Consider the following 19,655-nt stretch of genomic DNA (forward strand, 5'->3'; position numbering starts at 1 on the left):
GCCGGGAACTTCCCCGGCCGGGCACCTCACCTGAGCGGACAGCGAGGCCGGGTCCCCGCAGGCGCGCCGCCGCAGCGGTACACGGGCGGAAACCCAGCCCCGCCCGGACCACGGCCCGCCGCACACCGCCCGGCCAGGACAGGCCCGGAGCCAGAACAGACCATCCCCCGACAGCGGACGGTCAACGGCCGGTCCCAGGCAGCGGGTGGCGGAACGGACCGTCCCCGGGCGGCGGATGGTGAGCGGCCGGTCCCGGGTGGTGGGTGGTGGGTCAGGTGGTGTTCTGGTGCCAGGGCACCTCGCGGGAGGCGACGCCGTCCATGCCGACCCACAGGGCGCGCAGCGCCCGCAGGTAGGGGGTGGGGTGGTAGGAGGGAGTACCCAGGGCGAGGCGGGGGCCGTGGATGCGCTGGGCGAAGCGGACCAGGACGGTTTCGGCGATCAGACGGGCCAGGGAGGCGCCCGGGCAGGTATGCGACGCGGTGCCGAACGCCAGGTGGGGGGAGATGCCGTCAGCGGCGAACAGGTCCGGGCTGGAGATGGCGGCCGGGTCGCGGTGCGCGGCGGCGAGCAGGAGCAGCAGCAGGGTACCGCGCGGGATGCGCAGGCCGTCAAGGTCGAGATCGGTGGTGGCGCGGCGGGTGAGGATCTGCGGCGGGGGATCGTGGCGGAGGGTCTCCTCGACCACATACGGCGCGTGGGAGGGGTCGTGGCGCAGGGCCTGGGTCTCGTGGGGCGCGCGCAGCAGGGCGAGGACCCCGGCGGCGACCAGCGCGGCGGTGTTCAGGTAGGCGGAGGTGAGCAGGAAGCGCGCGGTGGCGGCGGCCTCAGCGGGAGGCGGGGGTTGTGTGCCGGTCCCGGTGAACAGAGCGCCGCTGGGGCACAGGTGCGTGGTGAGGTAGGCGTCGAGGTCGCGGGCGGCCTGGTGAGGGGTAAGAGCGCCACGCCGCAGCGGCCGACGCACACCCAGGGCCGCGGCAGGCGGAAGATACGACCCGGCAGCGGCAGATGAGGGATGCGGCCCAGGGGTGGGAAGCGGGAGAGGAAAGCCGGGGGCCAGGGCCAGGGCACGGCGGTGCAGCCAGGGGCCGTCGGCGGCGGGCAGGCCCAGCAGGTGGGTCAGCGCGGCCATCGGAACAGGGTGAGCGAGATCGCTGACGGCGTCGAGACGGCCACGGGCGGCGACCGAGTCAAAACGGTCATCGACACGGTCACGGAGGTAAGGCACCAAAGCGGCCAGCGTACGGGGGGTGAGAGCGTCCCGCAGACGGCGGCGCAGCCCGGCGGCGGCATGCGGGCAGCCGCCCCCGGCGACGGGAACGGTGTCGGGAACGGTGACGGCCAGAGCGGTACGACAGTGCTCATACGCGGACAGAACCACAGTCGTGGGCGACAGCCAGACCGGACCACCCTCACGGATACAGTTCAGCAGAGGGTAAGGATCGGTATGGACCCGGGCGCCCAGCAGCCGCCATACCCGGGCCCCGGCATCACCGGAACCCGCAGGCAGAACGGGTACAGGCTCCACCGCCGAACACGCGCTGTCCATCACTACGCCTTTCTCCCGGGAGAGTGCCACAGGCAGAATCCGCCGCCAGAGGGCGTACAGCCAGAGCGAGTTGCACAAACCGGCCCCGCCGCCACCACCACACACAGACTTCGCCATGTCACCCAACACCAACACCGCACCGGCACCGGCACCGGCACGAAACACAGCACACGAAGCACCCACCACCCACCACGGAACGTGAGAGTGCGGAACGCCCAGCACAGAACATGACGCACAGACAACGGCTGCCTCCACGAACAGCGCACACTCCGCTACGCCTACTCAGACGCAGCCGGATTCGGACACTGGAACGGCCACGCCGCCAACCGCTGCACCGCTAACCCACCCCCAACCCACCAATCACACCAACCACAACCCCCGAGACCAACCACAACAACACCCACCTGTGAGAGCGGGCGCGGACGCAGTCCGGGTTGATGTGCTGGCGTACGTACCAGGTACCGGGGCGGGTGGCCGCGAGGTGTTCGGCAGCGGCAGCCGCGCCGGGGAAACCGGCGGTGGGAACCCGGATGATACGAGCGCCCAGCACGGCGAGAACCGCGGTGCGTTCGGCCGGTTGCCAGCCAAGGCGACGACGCGTTGGCCGCCACGACGGGCACACCGGGCGGTCAGGGACCCTACCGGCACTACCGGAGGTGGGATTCGACGACGGCAGCGCCGAAGGACACGCCATCGCGCTGTTCAGCGCCACAGAGCAAGGCCAGGGCAGCCCGGTCCCCGCTGCTGGTGAACAGGTCCGCCCCTCTGTTCTCCGCCAGAACCTCGGCACCCGGGACAGCGCCGACGGGGTCACCCACACCAGAGGGTGTCACGCCGATGAGGTCCCCGGCACTGCCAGCGACACACCAGCGCGGACCCGGCACCTCCCCAGCCACGGTCCCCTTCCCAGCACAGGCCCTCCCTGTGCGGGCCCGTTTACCTGTACGGGGGCGGGGGCCCGCGCGGAAGCCTAGGTGGTCACCAGGACCCCGCGGAGGCGAGGGACCGTATGGCATCGGACCCCGGCGCAGCGGAACCGACGGCGCCAGAAACACCGGAGGTACCGGGAACGCCAGGAGCGCCGAGGGTGCTGGGGGGCTCGCCGGAAGTGGGGGCGGGGGCGGTGTGGATGGTGGGGCGGGCGGCGTAGACGCGGGCGCCGGGCGGCAGGTCGCCGGTGACGGTGGCGGTGGCGCCGATCAGGGCGTGGTCGCCGATGGTGACGGGTCCCAGGACGGTGGCGCCCGCGCCCAGGACGACACCGTCGCCGATCACGGGGTGGCGGCGGGCGCCGGGGGGACGCTGGTTGTCGGTCCACCAGCCGACCGCGCCGAGGGTCACCTGGTGGTAGAGCGTCACGTCGTCGCCGACGACAGCGGTCTGGCCGATGACGACAGACGCCCCGTGGTCGATGAAGACCCGGCGGCCCAGGGTGGCGCCGGGATGGATCTCCACCCCGGTACGGCGGCGGGCGGCGCGGGCGAGGAACCGTGCGGGGGTCCGCAGACGCCGCTGTTCCAGGCGGTGAGCGATGCGGTGTACCCACAGCGCGGACAGGCCGGGGTGGCCCAGTGCCTGCCAGCGGCTCGTGAGAGACGGATCCCGGGCCACCGCGGTGGACCAGTCCTCCATCAGGGTGCGCGACAGGGCGGAGGGAGAGGCCATGAGGTCCAGCTCCTTTCAGCAGGCAGCGGCCCCGACCCGCCCAGAGCAGGCCGGGAATGAAGGAGATTCAGGGAGTTCAGGAAGTAGCAGGGACAGGGCGCGCGATGCGCCACCGGGCACAGCGCCAGGCACAAGGAGCCGCGGCCTCAAGAGCGCGGCCAGCGACAGTACATAGAAGCCGGAGCAGCGAGCCCGCCGGGGAGCGCGGTGCCGGAATGAGGGCGCCGTTCTGCTACGGGTCGGTTCGGCCGCCGGGGAGGCAGGCGGGCGTGATGGGGGGTCAGGGGGTGGTGTGGGGTGGGTGAGGGGTGACGGTGGCGGCGCCGTCGAGGAGGGCCGTGATGGTGGCGGGGTCGAAGTTGACGGCACTGGACCAGCCGCCGGTGGTGAGGCGGAACCAGACGGCGCTGGTGATGAGGCCGCCGGGGTGCTGGTCCTCGGTCACCTCGTCGCCGTGTGCGAAGGCGTCGGCGGTGTAGTGGGGGACGTGGCCGGGCTGGTCCAGGCGGATGACGGGGCTGGTGAGGGAGGGTCCGGAGCGGATGTTGGCGTCGCGCCAGACGGGTCCGAGGCGGGCGGTCAGCGGGTGGGCGGGCGAGGGCATGGTGTCTCCGTTTCCTGCTCCGGGCCCTGATCGAAGGGTCCGGACGAGAGAAGGGCGGGGGTGGAAGGGGTCAGGCGGCGGCGCCGACCGGTACGGGGGCGGGAGTGGTGGTGCGGGAGGCGAGCCACAGGACCTGGGAGACGAGGTCGGCCAGGCGGGCGGCGTCGGGGGTGGGTTCGGCGGTGGCGGCGGGGGGTTCGGGGACGCGGGAGAGGGCGGCGCCGACGGGGGTGGGCCAGCCACGCAGGGCGTGGGCGATGGTGCGCAGGGCGGTGAGGGTGGAGACGGCACCCTGGGCGGCGGAGCCGACGGCGACGGTGCCGATGGCGCGGCCTTCGAGGTAGGGGACGGGGGTGGTGAGGTCGTTGACGTAGTCGAGGGCGTTTTTGAGGAGGCCGGAGAGGGTGGCGTGGTAGGTGGGTGAGATGAGGATGACGCCGTCGGCGGTGCGCAACTGGTGGAGGTAGTCGGTGACGGCGGGGTGGGCGAGGTCGGGGCGGTAGGCGGGGAAGTCGATGTCGGCGCCGGTGAAGACGCGGGTGGTGGCGCCGTGTTCGGCGCAGCGTTCGGCGCACCAGTGGGCGATCTGGTCGCAGGTGGAGCCGGGGCGCAGGGAGCCGCTGATCATGACGATGTGAGGTGTTCTCATGGTGGGTGTCCTCAGGGGCGGGGAGCGGTCAGGGGCCGGTGGGTGCGGGGCGCGGGGCGCGCCCCGGCGGGGACGGGGACGGCGGGGACGGGGTTGGAGGTGGAGGTGACGGTGGTCGGGGGGTGCCAGGTGTGGAGGTGGTGGGGGGTGGAGTCTTTGCGGCCGGTGGTGTTGATGTGAGTGGTGCGGGCGTCGGCGGTGGCATCGTCGGCGCCCTGATCGAGGGTGCCCTGAGCGCGGGAGGCGAGGACGGTGGCGGCGGTGCGGTCCATGCGCTGGCGGGCGTAGGCGGCGAGGGCGTCGGGGACGGGGAGGGGGGCCGCGAGGACGGCGGCGAGGACGGCGGCGTCTTCGAGGGCCATGTTGGCGCCCTGTCCGAGGGCGGGGACCATGGGGTGGGCGGCGTCGCCGGTGAGGGCGGCGCGGCCGTCGGTCCAGCGGGGTGCGGGGTCGCGGTCATGGATATCGGTGACGACGATGTCGTGGGGGTCGGCGGTGCGGATGAGGTGGGTGATGGGCGGGTGCCACGAGGCGAGGGCGTCAAGGAGGGCGCGGTGGGCCCCGGCGGGTCCCAGGGCGGGCCAGTGTCCTTGGGGTGCGGTGATTTTCGCGGTCCAGTAGAGGGTGTCGTGGCCGACGGGGGCGATGAAGAGCTGGATGCCGCGGCCGTTGACGACGTAGGCGCGCTGGCCGAGGCGGGAGCCGGTGGTACGGCCGCGGACGGAGGTGTAGCCGCGGTAGCGGGGCGGGCCGTCGTGGAGCATGTGGGCGCGGATGGCGGAGTGGATGCCGTCGGCGCCGATGAGGGCGTCGCAGGTGAGGGTGGTGGTGTCGGCGAGGTGAGCGGTGATGTGGGTGGGGTGGTTGGTGTAGTGGGTGACGGTGGTGGCGAGCCGGACGGCGGCTCCGGCGGTGAGGGCTTCGTCGAGGAGGGTGCGGTGCAGGGCGGTACGCAGGAGGGGGATCTGGCTGCCGACGGGGGTGAGGGGTTCTTCGGCGTGGATGGTGCCGTCGGCGTCCATCAGGGTGCGGGTGTCGCCGGGGCGGGTAGGCCGGCCGAGGGTACGCAGGCGGGGTCCGGTGGTGGCGGTCAGGGCCGTGGCGGCGCGGATGCCATTGGGGTAGAGGACGAGTCCGGAGCCGGTGGCGCCGATCTGTCCGGCGCGTTCGATGACGGTGACGTCGGTGCCACGGGTGGCGAGGGCGGCGGCGCAGGCGAGTCCAGCGATCCCGCCTCCGGCGATGACGATGGTGCGTTTTCTGGGCATGTCAGGCCTTCCGGGTCACGGTCGCGGTGCGGTGGCGGGCACGGTCGCGGTCGCCCTGGCTAAGAGGGTGGTGGGAGTGAGGAAGCGGCCGGTGTAAGGGCCGTAGGTCTGGGTGGCGGCGTCGTAGACGGTGTGTCCGGCGCGCAGGGTCCGCAGGACGCGTCCGGTGAAGGTCCAGCCTTCGTAGGCGGACCAGCCGCATTTGCTGGCGATGTCGGCGGCGGTGAGCATCCAGGGGGTGTGGGGGTCGAAGAGGACGAGGTCGGCGTCGGCGCCGGGTGCCAGGCGGCCTTTCCCGGGGAGGCGGAAGAGGTCGGCGGGCCGGGTCGCGAGATGGCGGACCAGGCGGGTGATGGCGGTGTCGGGGTCTTCGTCGGGCCAGCGGCGGCGCATACCGGTCCACACGGCGGTGGCCAGTTCCTGGACGCCGGGCAGGCCGGGGGGTGCGGCGGCGGGGAGCCGGGTCTTCTCGGCGGTGGTGTGGGGGGCGTGGTCGCTGCCGAGGGTGGTGAGCTGACCCTGGGCCAGGGCGTGCCAGAGGCGGTCCTGGTCGCGCTGGGCGCGGATGGAGGGGGAGAGACGGGTGCGGGCGCCCAGGCGCTGGGTGTCGGTGTCGGTGAAGGACAGGTGGTGGCCGGTGACTTCGAAGGTGAGGGGAAGGCCAGCGGCCTGGGCGGCGCAGACGAGGTCGGCTTCCTCCGCGCTGGAGAGGTGGAGGATGTGGGCGCGGGTGCCGTGGCGCCGTACGAGGTCGATGACGCGGGCGACGGCGACGATGGAGGCGGTGCGGGGGCGGTGGCGTTCATAGTCGCCGTAGGCGGGCGGGTCGCCCTGCCAGTGGTCGAGGAGGGTGTTGAGGCGGCCGTCCTCCGCGTGCAGGACGAGCTGGACGTCGCCCGCGGCGGCGGCGGCGAACGCGGTGTCCAGGACGGCGGGATCGTCCACGACGGTGGGGGCGGTGTGGTGTCCGGCCATGAAGATCTTGGCGCTGGTGGCGATGGCGGGATCCAGGGTGGCCAGGGCGTGGGGGCGGCGGGGGTCGAGGCCGATGTGGAAGCGGGCGTCGACCAGGGAGTGGCCGGGGAGGTGGGCGGCTTTGGCGAGGACGTCGTCGGGGGTGAGGGTGGGCGGGAGGGTGTTGGGCATGTCCATCACGCAGGTCACGCCGCCTCGGACGGCGGCGCGGCTGCCGTGTTCCCAGTCCTCTTTGTGGGTCAGGCCGGGAGTGCGGAAGTGAACGTGGGTGTCGATGAGTCCGGGCAGGACGTAGGCACCGGCGGCGTGGATCCTGGGGGTGGCGGGGGGTGCGGTGTCGGTGGCGGTCAGGGCGGTGATCCGGCCGGCGTGGATGTGGAGGTGCCCGGGGCGGACACCGTCGGGGGTGACCAGGCGGGTGCCGCTGACGACGAGATCCGGAGCAGCGGCGGGGGCGGGAGCGGAGGTCAGGTCCATGACGCGGCCACCAGGTCCCGGCACAGGTCGTTGGTGGGGCCCATCAGAGCGATCCCGCGGGCGTCGGCGATCAGACGGCTGATCGGCGCGTCGTCGCGGTAGCCAGCCGAGCCGAGCATCCGGGCGACGTCGAGACAGATCTCCTCGGCGGCGGTACTGGCGTGGAGTTTGCTGTGGAGGGTGGTCAGGTGGGGGTCGGCGGAGGTACGGGCGCCGGTGTGGGCGACGATGGCCTGGACGCTGGCGAGGCGGGTGGCGAGGTCGGCGAGGCGGTGGGTGACCTGGGGCCGGTCCAACAGGCGCTGGCGGCGGGCGTGGTCGAGGGCGAGGGTGAACGCGGCCTGCGCGATCCCGGCGGCGACCGCGGCGAGGGTGGCCCCGCTGCCGCGGACGCCGGCGATGATCCGGGCGGCCTGCCCGGTCGGTCCCAGACGGTGGGTGTCGGGGACCGGGACACCGTTGAGGGACAGCAGCCCGGTCGCGGAGGCCCGCATCCCGGTCAGGTCCAGCCCGAGTTCCGCGCGCAGCCCGGGCCGGGTGGCCTCGACGAGGAAGAACGTCTGCCCGTCCGCGCCGTACCGGATCCTCCCGCCCCCGCTCCCGTCCCCCGTACGAGTACGAGCACCGGCAACGGCACCGGCACCGGCACCGGAGTCAGCGTCAGAACCGGGCCCGGAGAGAGAGGCAGAGCCGGAAGCGGAAGCAGCGGCGGCAAGGAGGGAGACGCCAACCGGGACGGCGGGACCAGGAGCGGGGGCGGGGGCACCCGCGTCAGTGGCGGAGGCGGCGGGGATGGCACGGGCACCCGTATCAGGGTCAGCGGCACCGGCGGCCGCGGCACCGGGATCCGGGGCGGGAGTGGATACCGGGGCGGGGGGCACCACGGGCACGGGTGGGGGCGGGGATGGGGGCGGTGGGGTGGTCTGGGCCAGGACGAGGTACACATCGGCGACACCGGCACCGGTGGTGAACGTCTTGGCCCCGTCCAGGAGCCACTGTCCGCCGTCCAGTAACCGGCCACGGGTGGCCAGGTTCTGCTTGGCCGCGCCCGCGCCGCTCTCGCTCCACGCCGAGGCGGCCAGAACACTGCCGTCGGCCAGCCGCGGCAGCCAGTACCGGCGCTGGCTGTCGGTACCGTGCTCCATGATCCGGGCGGTCACCGCGCAGTGCTGGAACGCGATGATCGCGACGGACGGATTCACCGCGGCGATCTCCTCCACCATCCGGTTGACCTCCGCCATATCCCGCCCTGCCCCGCCGTAACGGCGGGGAACGGCGGTACCCAGCACCCCGCTGGAACGCAGTGCGGCCAGAACACCGCGATCGGGCTCACCCACCGCGTCATGCGTCCGCGCGGACCTCGACAACTGGTCACGCAGAGCAGCGGTCAGCAGCGGCGTCACACCACCACCGGCAACACCGGACATGACGGCAACCTCCTTCAATCCACGAACAACACGGAACGTGAGAACGCCACAGCCCCCGCCACGGCCATGGCGGCGGGAACAGCGACAAGAACGGGAACAGACACGAGCACGGAAGCGGGAACGAACACCGGAACGCGAGCCCCGCGCGGTACGGGGGTGTGTCCGCGCGGTGCGGGTGCCGCCCCGTGGGGTGCGGGGGTCAGGCCGCTGCGGGCAGGGGCGGGCATACGGGGGTCTCCTGGGGCAGGCGGTGGGGGGTGAGGGGGAGAGGGCCGTGGAAGGTGACGTGTTTGCCGGTGACGGTGGCCCAGCGCAGGGCGGCGGGGCTATGGGTGGTGGGGGGTGTGGTGACGGCGGTGACCTGGGTGGGTCCGGCGGGGGTGAGGAGGGTGACGGGTCCCTCGCCGATGCCGTGCTCGCGGGCGATCCGCCAGGGCACGGTGTGAGGGATCCGGGTGGCTGACGCCAGGCAGAGCGCACCGGTCAGGGCGAGGGAGGGGTGCCAGCCGGGGACGGTCAGAGCACGGGCGGCGATCTGGTGGCCGGGGGCGGGCAGTACGGCGGCGATCTTGGGAAAGGCGCCGCCGGGAGGGTGGCCCAGGTACGCGGCGGCGGCCGCGCGCAGGGTCTCCAGACGGTCCAGCACAGCGGTGCCGGCGGTGAACAGGGCGGTGGGGGTGGTGATACCGAGCACGCGGGCGTCGACGAAGGCGTACGTGTTGGAGCTGGCGACCAGGGACACCTCAACAGCGGGAACGGCCGAAGCGGCGGGGGTGGCGGGGGCGTGGAGGAGGGTGGTGGGGGTACGGCCGGGGAGCAGTCCGGTCAGCGGGACAGGGGCGGGGGGCAGGAAGGTGGCGGTGAAGCGGGCGCCGCCGGGACCGGCCCGGTCGGCGGTGCAGACCATGGTGTCGCCGGTGTTGAGGACCCGGACCCGGACCCGGGCGCCGGGGGTGAGACGGGGCAGCAGGCCCGAGCGGGACGCGGCCAGGACCGCGGCCAGGGCCGAGTGCCCGCACGAGCCCCGCAGGTCGAACCGGTCCGCCGGCCGCTCCCCCGCCCGGTACGGCGACGGGGACCGGCGGTCACTCCCGGCCAGGCCGGGAACGGGAACAGGGCCGGGGTCGGGAACAGGGCCTGGGTCGGAGACAGAGGAAGGGGCGGGGGTGGAGGGCAGGGTCTGGACGAACCGGTAGTCGAGGTCGAACAGGGGGTGCGCGGATGGTTCGACGAGGGCGATCTTGAGGACATGTCCGGCGCCCGCGGCGACCAGAGCACGCCGGAGCTCTGCCAGGCGTGCGCGCAGGGCGGCCGGGGTCCGCGGCAGGCGGCGGGCGTCCAGGACACAGGTCGGGCTGGGGCTGCCCTGCGCGGTGGCCAGGTGCCCGATCACGCCGCCACCGCCAGGGCGGGGGCACCGGTGGCAGTGGTGCGGGTAGGGGTGCTGTGGGTGGTGATGATCCGTCGGGGAGCGGTGCGGAACTGTTCCTGCCAGACCTCGTGGACCAGCAGGGTCCACAGGGCCAGGGCCGCCCTGTCGCCGGGGCGGCGGGCCTGGGCGGTGAACAGGGCGCTGACGGCGGCGGGCCGCAGCTGTCCCGCGGCGCTGATCCGGTCGGGAGTCAGCAGGTCGCGGGCGTACTCCCACAGTGCGGTGCCCGGCCGCAGCATCGCGGTCACCGGGAGGGTGAAGGGCTGTTTGGGGCGGGAGAGGACGGAGGCGGGCAGCAGGCCTTCGCCGGCCGAGTACAGGACGGGTTTCGCCCTCGATCCGTCCACGCGCTGCCGGTCGCTGAGCGCGTGGGCCGCCGCGAGGACGGAGGGCTGGAGGAACGGGAGTCTGGCCTCCACGGAGGAGGCCATGGACAGGTGGTCGACCCGCCGCAGATGGTAGGCGGGCAGCCGGTAGCGGGTCTCGAACCGGATGATCCGCCGCAGGACCGTCCCGGGGCCGTGCAGCAGGTCATGGCGGGCGGGCGCGGGCAGCGCGGGGGCGGCGGCGGTGTGTTCCCGGTAGGCGGGCGTATACAGGCGGGCCCGCGCGGCGGCCGGGACAGCGGCGAGGGCGTCCAGGTACCCGGCCACCCACCCTCCCCCGGCCTTCGGCCGGGGGGACCGCCATCCGCCCGCCGCTGCGGTGAGGGCGGTCCGCATGCGGTCATAGCCGCCGAACACCTCGTCCGCGCCGTCCCCGGTCAGCGCGACGGTGAACCCGGCCTGCCGTACCGCCCGGAACAGGGCGTAGGTCACCAGCGCGATCGGGTCCGCGTTCGGCTGTCCCAGATGCCAGATGGTCTGTTCCAGCAGCGCGGGGAAGTCAGCGGGGTCGACCTCGACCTGGTGGTGGCGGGTACCGCAGTGCGCGGCGACCTCGCGGGCGTAATGCCGCTCGTCGAACGGCCATACCCCGCGGTAGGCGATATTGAAGGTATCCACCGGGCGGCGGTGCCCGGCCGCCAGCGCGGTCACCAGGCTGGAGTCCAGACCCCCGGACGTGATCAGCGCCACCGGGACATCCGCCACCAGCAGCCGCCCCACCTCATCCCGCAGCGCCTCGCGCACCCCGCGCGCCGCGGCTGTGTCGTCCTGATATCCCACCAGACCAGCCGGGGCACCGCGGCCGTCCACCCCCGCGGACGAAACCCCCGCCGCCGCCAGGCCGGAGGCGTCCGCCCCGGCGGAGGCGGTGGAGTCGACGGAGGCGGTGGAGTCGACGGGCCGCACCCGCGGCACACCCCCCAGCTCCGCGGTCCACACCGTGCCCGGCGCCAGGACCGACACACCCTCCCACACCGTCCGCTCCCCCAGCGGCACCCGTGTGGACAGCACCCAGTCCAGCGCCGCCTCCCGTACCCGGCCCGGACCGCGGCCGAACGCCAGCAGCGCCGGCAGTTCCGAGGAGAACATCAGCGACCGCTCCCGCTCATCCCACTGGAAGTACAGCGGCTTCATCCCCGCCGGATCACACGCCAGCAGCAGCCGTGGCACCGCCCCTCGCCCGTCCACCACCGCCACCGCCCACATCCCCTCCAGCAGCGCGGTGAACCCGTCCCCGAACTCCCGGTACAGCGCGGGCAGCACCGCCCCGTCACACGGATCAGGGACCTCGACCCCCCGCGCTCTCAGCCGCCGCCGTAACGCGTGATGGTTGTAGAGCTCCCCGTTGAACACCACCCGCACCCGGTCATCCCCGTACGGCTGCCGTCCGCCCAGCGGGCCGACGACCGCGAGCCGGTTACTGCCCAGCCCCCACCCGGGGCCCTGGACCATGCCGGTCGCGTCCGGCCCGCCATGGGCCTGTACCGCCCCGACCATCCGCAGCACATGCGGGGTCACCCCGGTGTTCCAGAACCCGTACACCCGGCACATCCTCAACACACCATCCCTCAGACCAAAACCAACACAACACAACACGGCACAACAGGTCAGGTCCCGCTGTTACCCGTCACAACCGGCCGGCGGACCCCCGCACCCCCCCAACCCCACCAGTCCGCAACCCATCCACACCGCACCCGTGCACACCAAGAGACACCACCAGCACCAGCCTGGTCACCGGATCCAGCACCGGCCAGCAGCGACAGCTGACACCTCAGCGGCCTGCCGACAGATACCGCTCCCCGCTGTCCGGGAGAACCGTCACCATCGTCTTCCCCGCCCACCGCGGATCCGCGGCCACCGCACGCGCCGCCCACACGGCGGCCCCCGACGAGACCCCCACCGGCACCCCCACCACCCGCGTCACCTCCCGCGCGCACTCCACCGCCTCCTCATCCCCGACCGCGACCACCTCATCGATCAACGACACATCCGTAATCGGCGACACATATCCCGCCCCGATCCCCGGAATCCCATGCGGCCCTGGCGCCCCGCCCGACAACACCGCGCTCCGGGCCGGCTCCACCGCCACCACATGCACCCCCCGACGCTCCTTCAAGAACCGCGCCGTCCCCGTCAGCGTCCCGCCCGTCCCCACCCCACACACGAGCACATCCACACATCCACCCGTACCCGCCCAGATCTCCGGACCCGTCGTCTCGTAATGCGCCCGCACATTCGCCGGATTACGGTCCTGATGCGGCACCCACGCCCCCGGCACCGACCTCGCGAACTCCTCCGCGAACGCCCACGCCGCCAGCAACCCCTCCCCATGCGGCACCAACACCACCTCCGCCCCCAACTCCTGCAACACCCGCCGCCGCTCCACACTCGCGTTATCCGGCATCACGATCACACACCGATGTCCCCGCCGCGCACACAACCCCGCCAGCGAAATCCCCGTACTCCCCGACGAACACTCCACCACCGTCCCGCCCCGCGCCGGCAACAGCCCCGCCTCCTCCGCCGCCCGGACCATGAACAACACCGCCCGGTCCTTCACGCTCGACAACGGATTCATCGACTCCAACTTCCCCCACAACCGGACCGACCCCAAGCCACTCACCCCCACCTCCACCAGCGGCGTCCCTCCGACAGACCCCTCCACGCCCAACCCAGCCCAGGCCCCGGCAACCGACCCCGCGCCAGACATCACCACCGACTCCGACACAACCACTCCCTCAGACTCAGACATACACCAGAACGGAACACGACACGCCCACGCGTGCCCACCCAGCAGCAGACACCGGAACGGACCCCGGCACGGGGACAGGCACAGGCACCAAAGCCGGGGCAGAGACAACCACCGGAATCACCCCGCCGCCCGCGCCACCGCCAGATGCGCCGCCGCCGCCTGCTCCACATGCGTCAGATCACTCGACACCGTCGCGAAGGTGAACCCCTGTGCCAACCGCCGGGCCGCACTCTCACCATCCGCCACATGAATCCCACACCCAATCCCAAACCGCTCAGCCATCCGCACCACCCGCTCCAACGCCTCCTCCAACACCCCCTCCACCAAGGGATCACCAAACCACCGCCCACCCAACGCCACCGACAAATCAGCCGGACCCACGTACACCGCGTCCAGCCCCGGCGTCCCGCAAATCCCTTCCAACTCCTCCAAGGCCCCCCGTGTCTCCACCATCACCACACACGCCACACCCTCATCCACCACCCCCGGCACCTCACCCAACCGCAACGCCCCCCGCACCGGACCCGACACCGACCGCGTCCCCACCGGAGCATGCCGACACGCTCGCACCGCCACCAACGCCTCAGCCGCACTCTCCACCATCGGCACGATCACCCCCCGCGCGCCCACATCCAACGCCGCCCCGATCAACACCGGATCCACCGACGGCACTCGGATCAACCCCGCCGACACACCCCCCGCGTCCACCGCCAACATCGCCGTCTGCCATCCCTCCACCCCCAACACCCCATGCTGACCATCCACGCCCACATAGTCGAAACCCAACCGCCCCAACCGCTCCGTCACCACCGGATGATCCACCGCAACCCAGTACCCCACCAACACCTCACGCCCCCGCAACCGCCCCACAAACCCACCCACACCCGCCATATCCATACCGGCCACCGGTACCTCAGCTTGCTGCTTCTGCTTCTGCTTCGACATCACACCGACCCTCACATCCGAAAGCGAACCCATATCTGACGTCCCGTCACCGACGCCAGCCACTCCCCACACCCCACGGGGCCGGGATCACTCCCCCTCCCGCAGGGCGTAACTCTTCCCGCCATCCACGCCCACCGGCACCTCACCCGCCACCGACACCCGATGCAGAACCCGCCGCTGGCTCCCGTAATCATTCACCGCGTAATGCTGCGTACACCGATTATCAAAAACCACCACATCGCCCGGACGCCAACTCCACCGCACCGAATTCTCCGGGCGCCGCACATACCCCTGCAACACATCCAGCAAACCCCGCGACTCCCGAATCGACATCCCCACAAACCATTGGGCAAACCCGCCGAGAAACAAACACGGCTCCCCCGACACCGGATGTACCCGCACCACCGGATGCACCGCCTCAAAACGCCGCGACAGAAACTCCTCCCGTACCCGATCCCCCCGCGCCGTCCCCAACCTCGGCTGCTCCGCATGATTCGTATGCACCGCCCACAAACCATCCGCCACCCGCCGCAACTCCCGCGGCAAATCCCGATACCCCAACTCTCCACTCGCCACCAACGTATCCCCACCGAACTCCGGCAACACCACACTCCGCAACGTCGTCCCCAACGATGGCGCCACGCGGAAACTCACATCCGTATGCCAATGATCCGCCCGCTGATCCAACCCATCCACCGCCAACACCCCACCACCACCGCCCACCGACCGCATCAACGGGTGCCCCTCCACCACCCCAAAACACTCCGCGAACCCCACCTGCCCCGCATCCGTCAGCTCCTGCCCCCGAAAGAACAACACCTTGAACTCCACAAGCGCCTCTAATATCCCCTCCAACACCTCACCGCTCAAACCACCCGAGATATCAACCCCCACCACCTCCGCACCCACACGACCACCCACACGGCGCACACCGAAACCCGACACAGCAACCACCCCAAACCCATAACCGAAACCAACAACACACCACACCACGCCAACGACCAACGCGGCGCAACCCCACCCCACCACACCCCGCAAAACCACAACACCGCCCCCCTCCACCCCACCCCCACTCAACCAACTCCCCACCCTCACACCGCAACAAAGAACAAATCAGCGCAAAGACCTGCCGAAGTCGCCACTACGATTCCGCGCACGTTTATCCAAGTCGATCCGAGCCGATCCAAGCCGAAGTCGCAGCCGAACTCCGGAGAAGAACAAGAGGCATCGGATCCCGCCCACACGGGAAACCGATGCCTTTCGCCTCGCTCCGTCGAACTGTCCCCGGCTGCCCCTCAGGGGCGATTGTCCTTCCCGTCCAGCCACAGCGTGTTGGATTCGTCCTCGTGTGTCCCACCCGAACCGACATGCTTGTCGGAGATCTGCGCGCCGTTCTTGAAGACATGCACCAGCGCCATGCCGTGTCCCCGGCCGAGGCCGTAATCCTCCTTCAGCCACTCCAGCACCGGGCCCGCCTTGAGATCCGGTCCTTCGAAGCCGCGCTCCTTGGCCAGCTCGATGAACTGCCGGGGTGTGAGTCCCGTCTTCTGCTCGATGCTGTCCAGATATGCCTGAAAGGACATACACCCCTCGCTTTCTCTGAGCTGTCCCTGATGGGTCATCAGCACGACGTCCGCACGTCACTACACCACAGCGGACCGAGGTTCTCGGCGCGCCGCGCCCGGACCGGCCGGCGCAGTGGTGCGAGTGTCAGGCCAGGTGCGAGGCCCCACGCCAGGGCCCGTCACGGCGGCTCAAGCCCTGATGTCAGGTTCCACCGTCGGCGGCGGCCTCGACGGTGGCGAGGTCGAGTCTGCGCATGGTCATCATGGCGCGCATCGCGCGATCGGCGCGGGCGGGGTCGGCGGCGAAGATCAGCTCGTCCAGGCCCTGGGGAACCACCTGCCAGGACACCCCGTACTTGTCCTTCAGCCAGCCGCAGTTCCCCTCCTCACCGCCATCGGCGGTCAGCCGGTCCCAGTAGCGGTCGGCCTCCTCCTGGTCGGCGCACTCGATCAAGAAGGAGATCGCCTCGTCGAAGGTGAACTCCGGGCCGCCGTTGATCGCCGTGTAGCGCTGGCCGTCCAGCTCGAAGTCCACGGTCAGGACCGTGCCCGGCGGGCGGGGACCCGACTCGCCGTAGTGGGTGACCCTGGTGATCCTGGAGTTCGGGAAGACCGAGCAGTAGAACTCGGCCGCCTCCTTGCCCTGGGTGTCGAACCACAGGTTGGGAATGATCCGGGGCATCGCGCACACCCTCCTGGCGTTGGGGGCGCGCTCCCGCGCCCGTCCGCTCTCATCTCTTCTCATCCGGTTCTCTCCAGCCTCTCCCCTCTCCACCGGCTTGGCACCCCGGGACCCGCTCCCGGTCCCCCGTCCGGCCGTCCGCGAGCCGTCCCACCTGTGCGCTCGGCCATGAGGGCCAGGCTGTCGGCCATCAAGCGTCAGGCGTCCCAGGAGCCTCACGCCTGAGGTACAAGCGGGTACCGCCGCACCGGTAGCCGACGCGTTCGTAGACGCGGCGGGACCCCTCGCCCGAGTACTCCAGCCAGACCGCGTCCGCGCCCTGGGTGAACATCGCCTCGGTCAGGGCCGCGGTGACCGAGGCCGCGATACCACGGCCGCGGAAGGCCGTACGGGTGCCCACACCCGCCAGTTCCGACAGGCCCGCGGCCGTCGCCGAGCAGGAGCCCGCGCCGGCGCAGTCACCGTCCGGGGCCCGGACGAACCGGACCGCTCCGCCGTTCTCCTGGGTACGCCGGAGCCGGTCGGCGCCCTCCCGCGACGGGGGGAACTCACCATCGAACGCCTCCGACAGGGCGGCGTCGATCACGGCGTAGTCGTGATCGGTCGCGGGCGTCTCGACGGGGCCGAGGGGCTGGGCGGTGCCGTCGGCACCGCAGCCCGACCCGCCCGCGAGCAGCGGGACGGCCAGGGTGTCGGGCGTGCAGATCAGATACTCGTGCACCGCCTCCGTACGGAAACCGGCCTCCCTCAGGGCGGGTTCCGCGGCGGGGGCCCGGTCCGGGGCGAACTCCAGCCGGGGGATCAGACCGCGCTCGCGGAACGCCTCGATCAGCGCGCCGACGTCCCGCGCGTCGGGACGGGCGCCCGGCAGCGGGGTCGCGTAGTTGATGTAGGGGTTGGTGGTCATGGGGTCGAATCCGGCGACGAATCCGCCTATCTCCAACACCTGCGGGCGGCGGCGCAGATGGGCGACGGCGAAGACCTGGACGTCGATGTCCTCGGTGATGGTGACCTCTCAGGGGTGACGTGCGCGCCTCCGCCCCGAGAGCGGTGCGGTGAACGTGCGGGCTGACCTGACGGTGGCGCCGACCACTCCCCCGTCCGGGGAAAGTGGCTGGTCCGCCGAGTACCGCATCGTACGGTGGTGATGAACCCGGTCGGTATGGCTCCGGCCCGGTCCGGTCCCCGCGGTGGAAGGGCGCGGCCACCCCGTACGGTCAGGGGAGTCCGGGACGACCGGGCCCATCGGATCACGGTGCGGCGGTGCGGGAGCGGTACCGGAGAGTCAGAGGCCCGGAGCGCACCGGGACCGCGAGGTCATCCCCGCCGCGGTCCCGGTGTCAGGTCACCATCCGCCCCTTCCGGCGGCGGACCGCCGTCAGGTGGCGGTCATACGCCGAGGTCGGCCAGCCACTGCCCCGTGGTGCGCGGGGTGACGCCGAGCAGGCGCCGGGCGGACCGGGTGGGAGTGATCGCGTAGTGCGGCAGGGTGCCGAGGGCCTGGTAGAGGCCGACGACTCCGGCGCCGGCGTCCGCGCCGATCAGGGGGGTGACGCTCGTGCCGAAGGCTTCGGGAGTGATCGGCCGGTAGGCGACCGCGCGCCCGAACCGGGCGCCGAGCGCCTCGGCCAGGTCCGGACCGGTGATCGCCGGGTCCTGTCCGACCTCGATGACTCCGGTGATGTCGGGGCGCTCGAACAGGGCCGCGGCGGCATCGGCGATGTCCCGGTGCGAGGCCCAGGAGACGGGCAGCCCGGCCGGGAGGGGATAGCTCAGCTCGCCCCGCTCGCGTGCCGCGCCGATGACGGTGGGCAGCAGCAGGTTCTCCAGGAAGAGCCGGGGCTCGATCACGGCGAAGGACACCCCGGTCGCCGTCAGGCCCTCGATCAGAGTCGTGAGGGCTCCGTCGGCGGGCTCCAGCAGCGGGTGGCCGGCACCGGCGACGATCCGGCCGCTGGTGGAGAGCACCACCCGCGCGGGGCGGGCCTCGGCCACGGCGGCGGCGATGTTGCGGGCGTAGCCGAGGCGGTCCTGCTCCGAGGCGAGCGGCAGGTGGACGAAGACTCCCGCCGCGCCCTGGTAGGCGCGGGTCAGATCGGTCACGGAGGAGTAGTCGGCGCTGACCGTGCGTACATCGTCGGCGACCGGGCGATCGGTGCGGGTGAGGGCCGTCGCGGGCTTGCCCGCGGCGGCGAGGACGGCGAGGACGGGGGCTCCCTGGGCGCCGGTGGCGCCATGGATGACATAGTGCATGGAGCCATTAGTGCACAGGGTGCACCGGTTACATCAACTGCACTAATGGGGTACCGTCGCACCATGACCACCCCCCTGCCCGAGTGCGGTGTCGCCCGTTTCCTGACGCTGCTCAACGGCCCCTGGGCCACCCTGATCGTGCGCGAGCTCCTGCGCGGACCGCATCGTTTCACCGAGCTGCGCGACGCACTGCCCGGCATCAGCCCGCACACGCTGACCAGCAGGCTGCGTCAGTTCGAGGCCCATGGGATCGTCACCCGTACCGCGTACCCGGAGATCCCGCCGCGCGTGGAGTACCGGCTCACACCGCTGGGCGAGGGGCTGCGTCAGGTTCTGGACGCCATGGCCGCCTGGGCCGCGGCCATTCCCCAGCCTCGCTGATCACCACGCCGCCCTGACCGGTCCCGCGTGGGGCCGTAGGGCGGCCTGGTGCGGAGCCGGTCAGGACGGCGCGGGCCGGTCGAGCGCGTAGACGGTGACGGGCTTGCCCAGCAGGACGTCATCGCGGCGCGGGGTGAATCCGAGCCGCTCGGCCACCCGCGCCGACGCGGTGTTGTCGGGATGGATCATGGCGGTGAAGTACTCCGCGTCCAGCGTCGCGAATCCCCACGCCGCGCACGCGCGCGCCGCCTCGGTCGCATAGCCCTGGCCCCAGACCTCGGCCCTGAAGGTCCAGCCGAGCTCCACCTCATCGAGGGGCTCCCAGAAGTTCAGCCCGCAGCGCCCGACGAACTCACCGGTCGAGCGCAGCTCGACCGCGCACAGGCCGTGTCCCCGTTCGCTCCACTGGCGCTCGATCCCGGCCAGCCTCTCCCGCGCCTGCTCTGAGGAGTAGGCGCCGACAAACCGGTTCACCCGCTGATCGGTGTGGAGTGCGACGAACGCGTCCACGTCGGCCAGGGACAGCGGGCGCAGCAGAAGTCGTTCGGTTTCAATCACGCAGACGACTCTAGATCGCCGAAGTCCCTGTGTGCCACGGCACTTGGAGGTCACGGGACACCGGGACGGTGGGGCCGGTGGGGCCGG

18 protein-coding genes are annotated in these 19,655 nt (G+C 71.9%); 1 reads left to right on the top strand and 17 read right to left on the bottom strand.

Annotation, left to right across the window (positions count from 1 at the left end; genetic code table 11):
* Positions 1-271: 271 nt before the first annotated feature.
* The 16 genes from ACFVIM_RS19855 to ACFVIM_RS19930 form a co-directional block, all read right to left on the bottom strand.
* Complete coding sequence (locus ACFVIM_RS19855; RefSeq protein WP_384302923.1) at positions 272-1,381, bottom strand: cytochrome P450; 1,110 nt, start codon at positions 1,379-1,381, stop codon at positions 272-274.
* 1,146 nt (positions 1,382-2,527) lie between these two features.
* Complete coding sequence (epsC, locus tag ACFVIM_RS19860; RefSeq protein WP_384302925.1) at positions 2,528-3,214, bottom strand: serine O-acetyltransferase EpsC; 687 nt, start codon at positions 3,212-3,214, stop codon at positions 2,528-2,530.
* 280 nt (positions 3,215-3,494) lie between these two features.
* Complete coding sequence (locus ACFVIM_RS19865; protein WP_384302927.1) at positions 3,495-3,818, bottom strand: hypothetical protein; 324 nt, start codon at positions 3,816-3,818, stop codon at positions 3,495-3,497.
* 70 nt (positions 3,819-3,888) lie between these two features.
* Positions 3,889-4,467 (bottom strand): NADPH-dependent FMN reductase, encoded by a 579-nt coding sequence (locus ACFVIM_RS19870; protein ID WP_384302929.1) that lies wholly within the window; start codon positions 4,465-4,467, stop codon positions 3,889-3,891.
* Between the two features lie 11 nt (positions 4,468-4,478).
* Positions 4,479-5,735 (bottom strand): FAD-dependent oxidoreductase, encoded by a 1,257-nt coding sequence (locus ACFVIM_RS19875; protein ID WP_384302931.1) that lies wholly within the window; start codon positions 5,733-5,735, stop codon positions 4,479-4,481.
* Positions 5,736-5,750: 15 nt separating this feature from the next.
* Positions 5,751-7,187 carry a dihydroorotase family protein gene (locus ACFVIM_RS19880; protein ID WP_384302933.1) on the bottom strand — a complete coding sequence of 479 codons (1,437 nt, stop codon included), beginning with the start codon at positions 7,185-7,187 and terminating at the stop codon, positions 5,751-5,753.
* Positions 7,178-8,614 carry an acyl-CoA dehydrogenase family protein gene (locus ACFVIM_RS19885; RefSeq protein ID WP_384302935.1) on the bottom strand — a complete coding sequence of 479 codons (1,437 nt, stop codon included), beginning with the start codon at positions 8,612-8,614 and terminating at the stop codon, positions 7,178-7,180. The genes ACFVIM_RS19880 and ACFVIM_RS19885 overlap by 10 nt, the downstream gene beginning before the upstream one ends.
* Positions 8,615-8,813: 199 nt before the next feature.
* Positions 8,814-10,007 carry a PrpF domain-containing protein gene (locus tag ACFVIM_RS19890; RefSeq protein WP_384302936.1) on the bottom strand — a complete coding sequence of 398 codons (1,194 nt, stop codon included), beginning with the start codon at positions 10,005-10,007 and terminating at the stop codon, positions 8,814-8,816.
* Positions 10,004-11,983, bottom strand: a complete 1,980-nt coding sequence (gene asnB / locus ACFVIM_RS19895) for an asparagine synthase (glutamine-hydrolyzing) (RefSeq protein ID WP_384302938.1) — start codon at positions 11,981-11,983, stop codon at positions 10,004-10,006. Before asnB ends, ACFVIM_RS19890 begins: the two co-directional genes overlap by 4 nt.
* A gap of 220 nt (positions 11,984-12,203) precedes the next feature.
* The gene (locus ACFVIM_RS19900) at positions 12,204-13,142 is read right to left on the bottom strand and encodes a PLP-dependent cysteine synthase family protein (RefSeq protein WP_384302954.1); all 939 of its coding nucleotides are present in this window, start codon (positions 13,140-13,142) and stop codon (positions 12,204-12,206) included.
* Positions 13,143-13,301: 159 nt separating this feature from the next.
* Positions 13,302-14,129, bottom strand: coding sequence for an HpcH/HpaI aldolase/citrate lyase family protein (locus ACFVIM_RS19905; RefSeq protein WP_384302940.1), 828 nt, complete (start codon positions 14,127-14,129; stop codon positions 13,302-13,304).
* Between the two features lie 87 nt (positions 14,130-14,216).
* Positions 14,217-15,122, bottom strand: a complete 906-nt coding sequence (locus ACFVIM_RS19910; protein ID WP_384302956.1) for a TauD/TfdA dioxygenase family protein — start codon at positions 15,120-15,122, stop codon at positions 14,217-14,219.
* Between the two features lie 302 nt (positions 15,123-15,424).
* Complete coding sequence (locus ACFVIM_RS19915) at positions 15,425-15,712, bottom strand: DUF4287 domain-containing protein (protein WP_384302942.1); 288 nt, start codon at positions 15,710-15,712, stop codon at positions 15,425-15,427.
* 184 nt (positions 15,713-15,896) lie between these two features.
* A complete protein-coding gene (locus tag ACFVIM_RS19920; RefSeq protein ID WP_384302944.1) occupies positions 15,897-16,376 on the bottom strand; it encodes a VOC family protein in 480 nt (159 codons plus the stop codon).
* A gap of 190 nt (positions 16,377-16,566) precedes the next feature.
* Complete coding sequence (locus ACFVIM_RS19925; RefSeq protein ID WP_384302946.1) at positions 16,567-17,283, bottom strand: GNAT family N-acetyltransferase; 717 nt, start codon at positions 17,281-17,283, stop codon at positions 16,567-16,569.
* 482 nt (positions 17,284-17,765) lie between these two features.
* Entirely contained in the window at positions 17,766-18,629 is an 864-nt protein-coding gene (locus ACFVIM_RS19930) for an NmrA family NAD(P)-binding protein (protein ID WP_384302948.1), read from the bottom strand.
* Between the two features lie 63 nt (positions 18,630-18,692).
* Between ACFVIM_RS19930 and ACFVIM_RS19935 the strand changes: the two genes are divergently transcribed.
* Complete coding sequence (locus ACFVIM_RS19935) at positions 18,693-19,010, top strand: winged helix-turn-helix transcriptional regulator (protein ID WP_384302950.1); 318 nt, start codon at positions 18,693-18,695, stop codon at positions 19,008-19,010.
* 60 nt (positions 19,011-19,070) lie between these two features.
* Here ACFVIM_RS19935 and ACFVIM_RS19940 read toward each other — a convergent pair whose 3' ends face one another.
* Entirely contained in the window at positions 19,071-19,568 is a 498-nt protein-coding gene (locus ACFVIM_RS19940) for a GNAT family N-acetyltransferase (RefSeq protein WP_384302952.1), read from the bottom strand.
* Positions 19,569-19,655 lie beyond the last annotated feature (87 nt).

It is taken from the genome of Streptomyces sp. NPDC057638 (assembly GCF_042800315.1).
Lineage (GTDB): Bacteria > Actinomycetota > Actinomycetes > Streptomycetales > Streptomycetaceae > Streptomyces.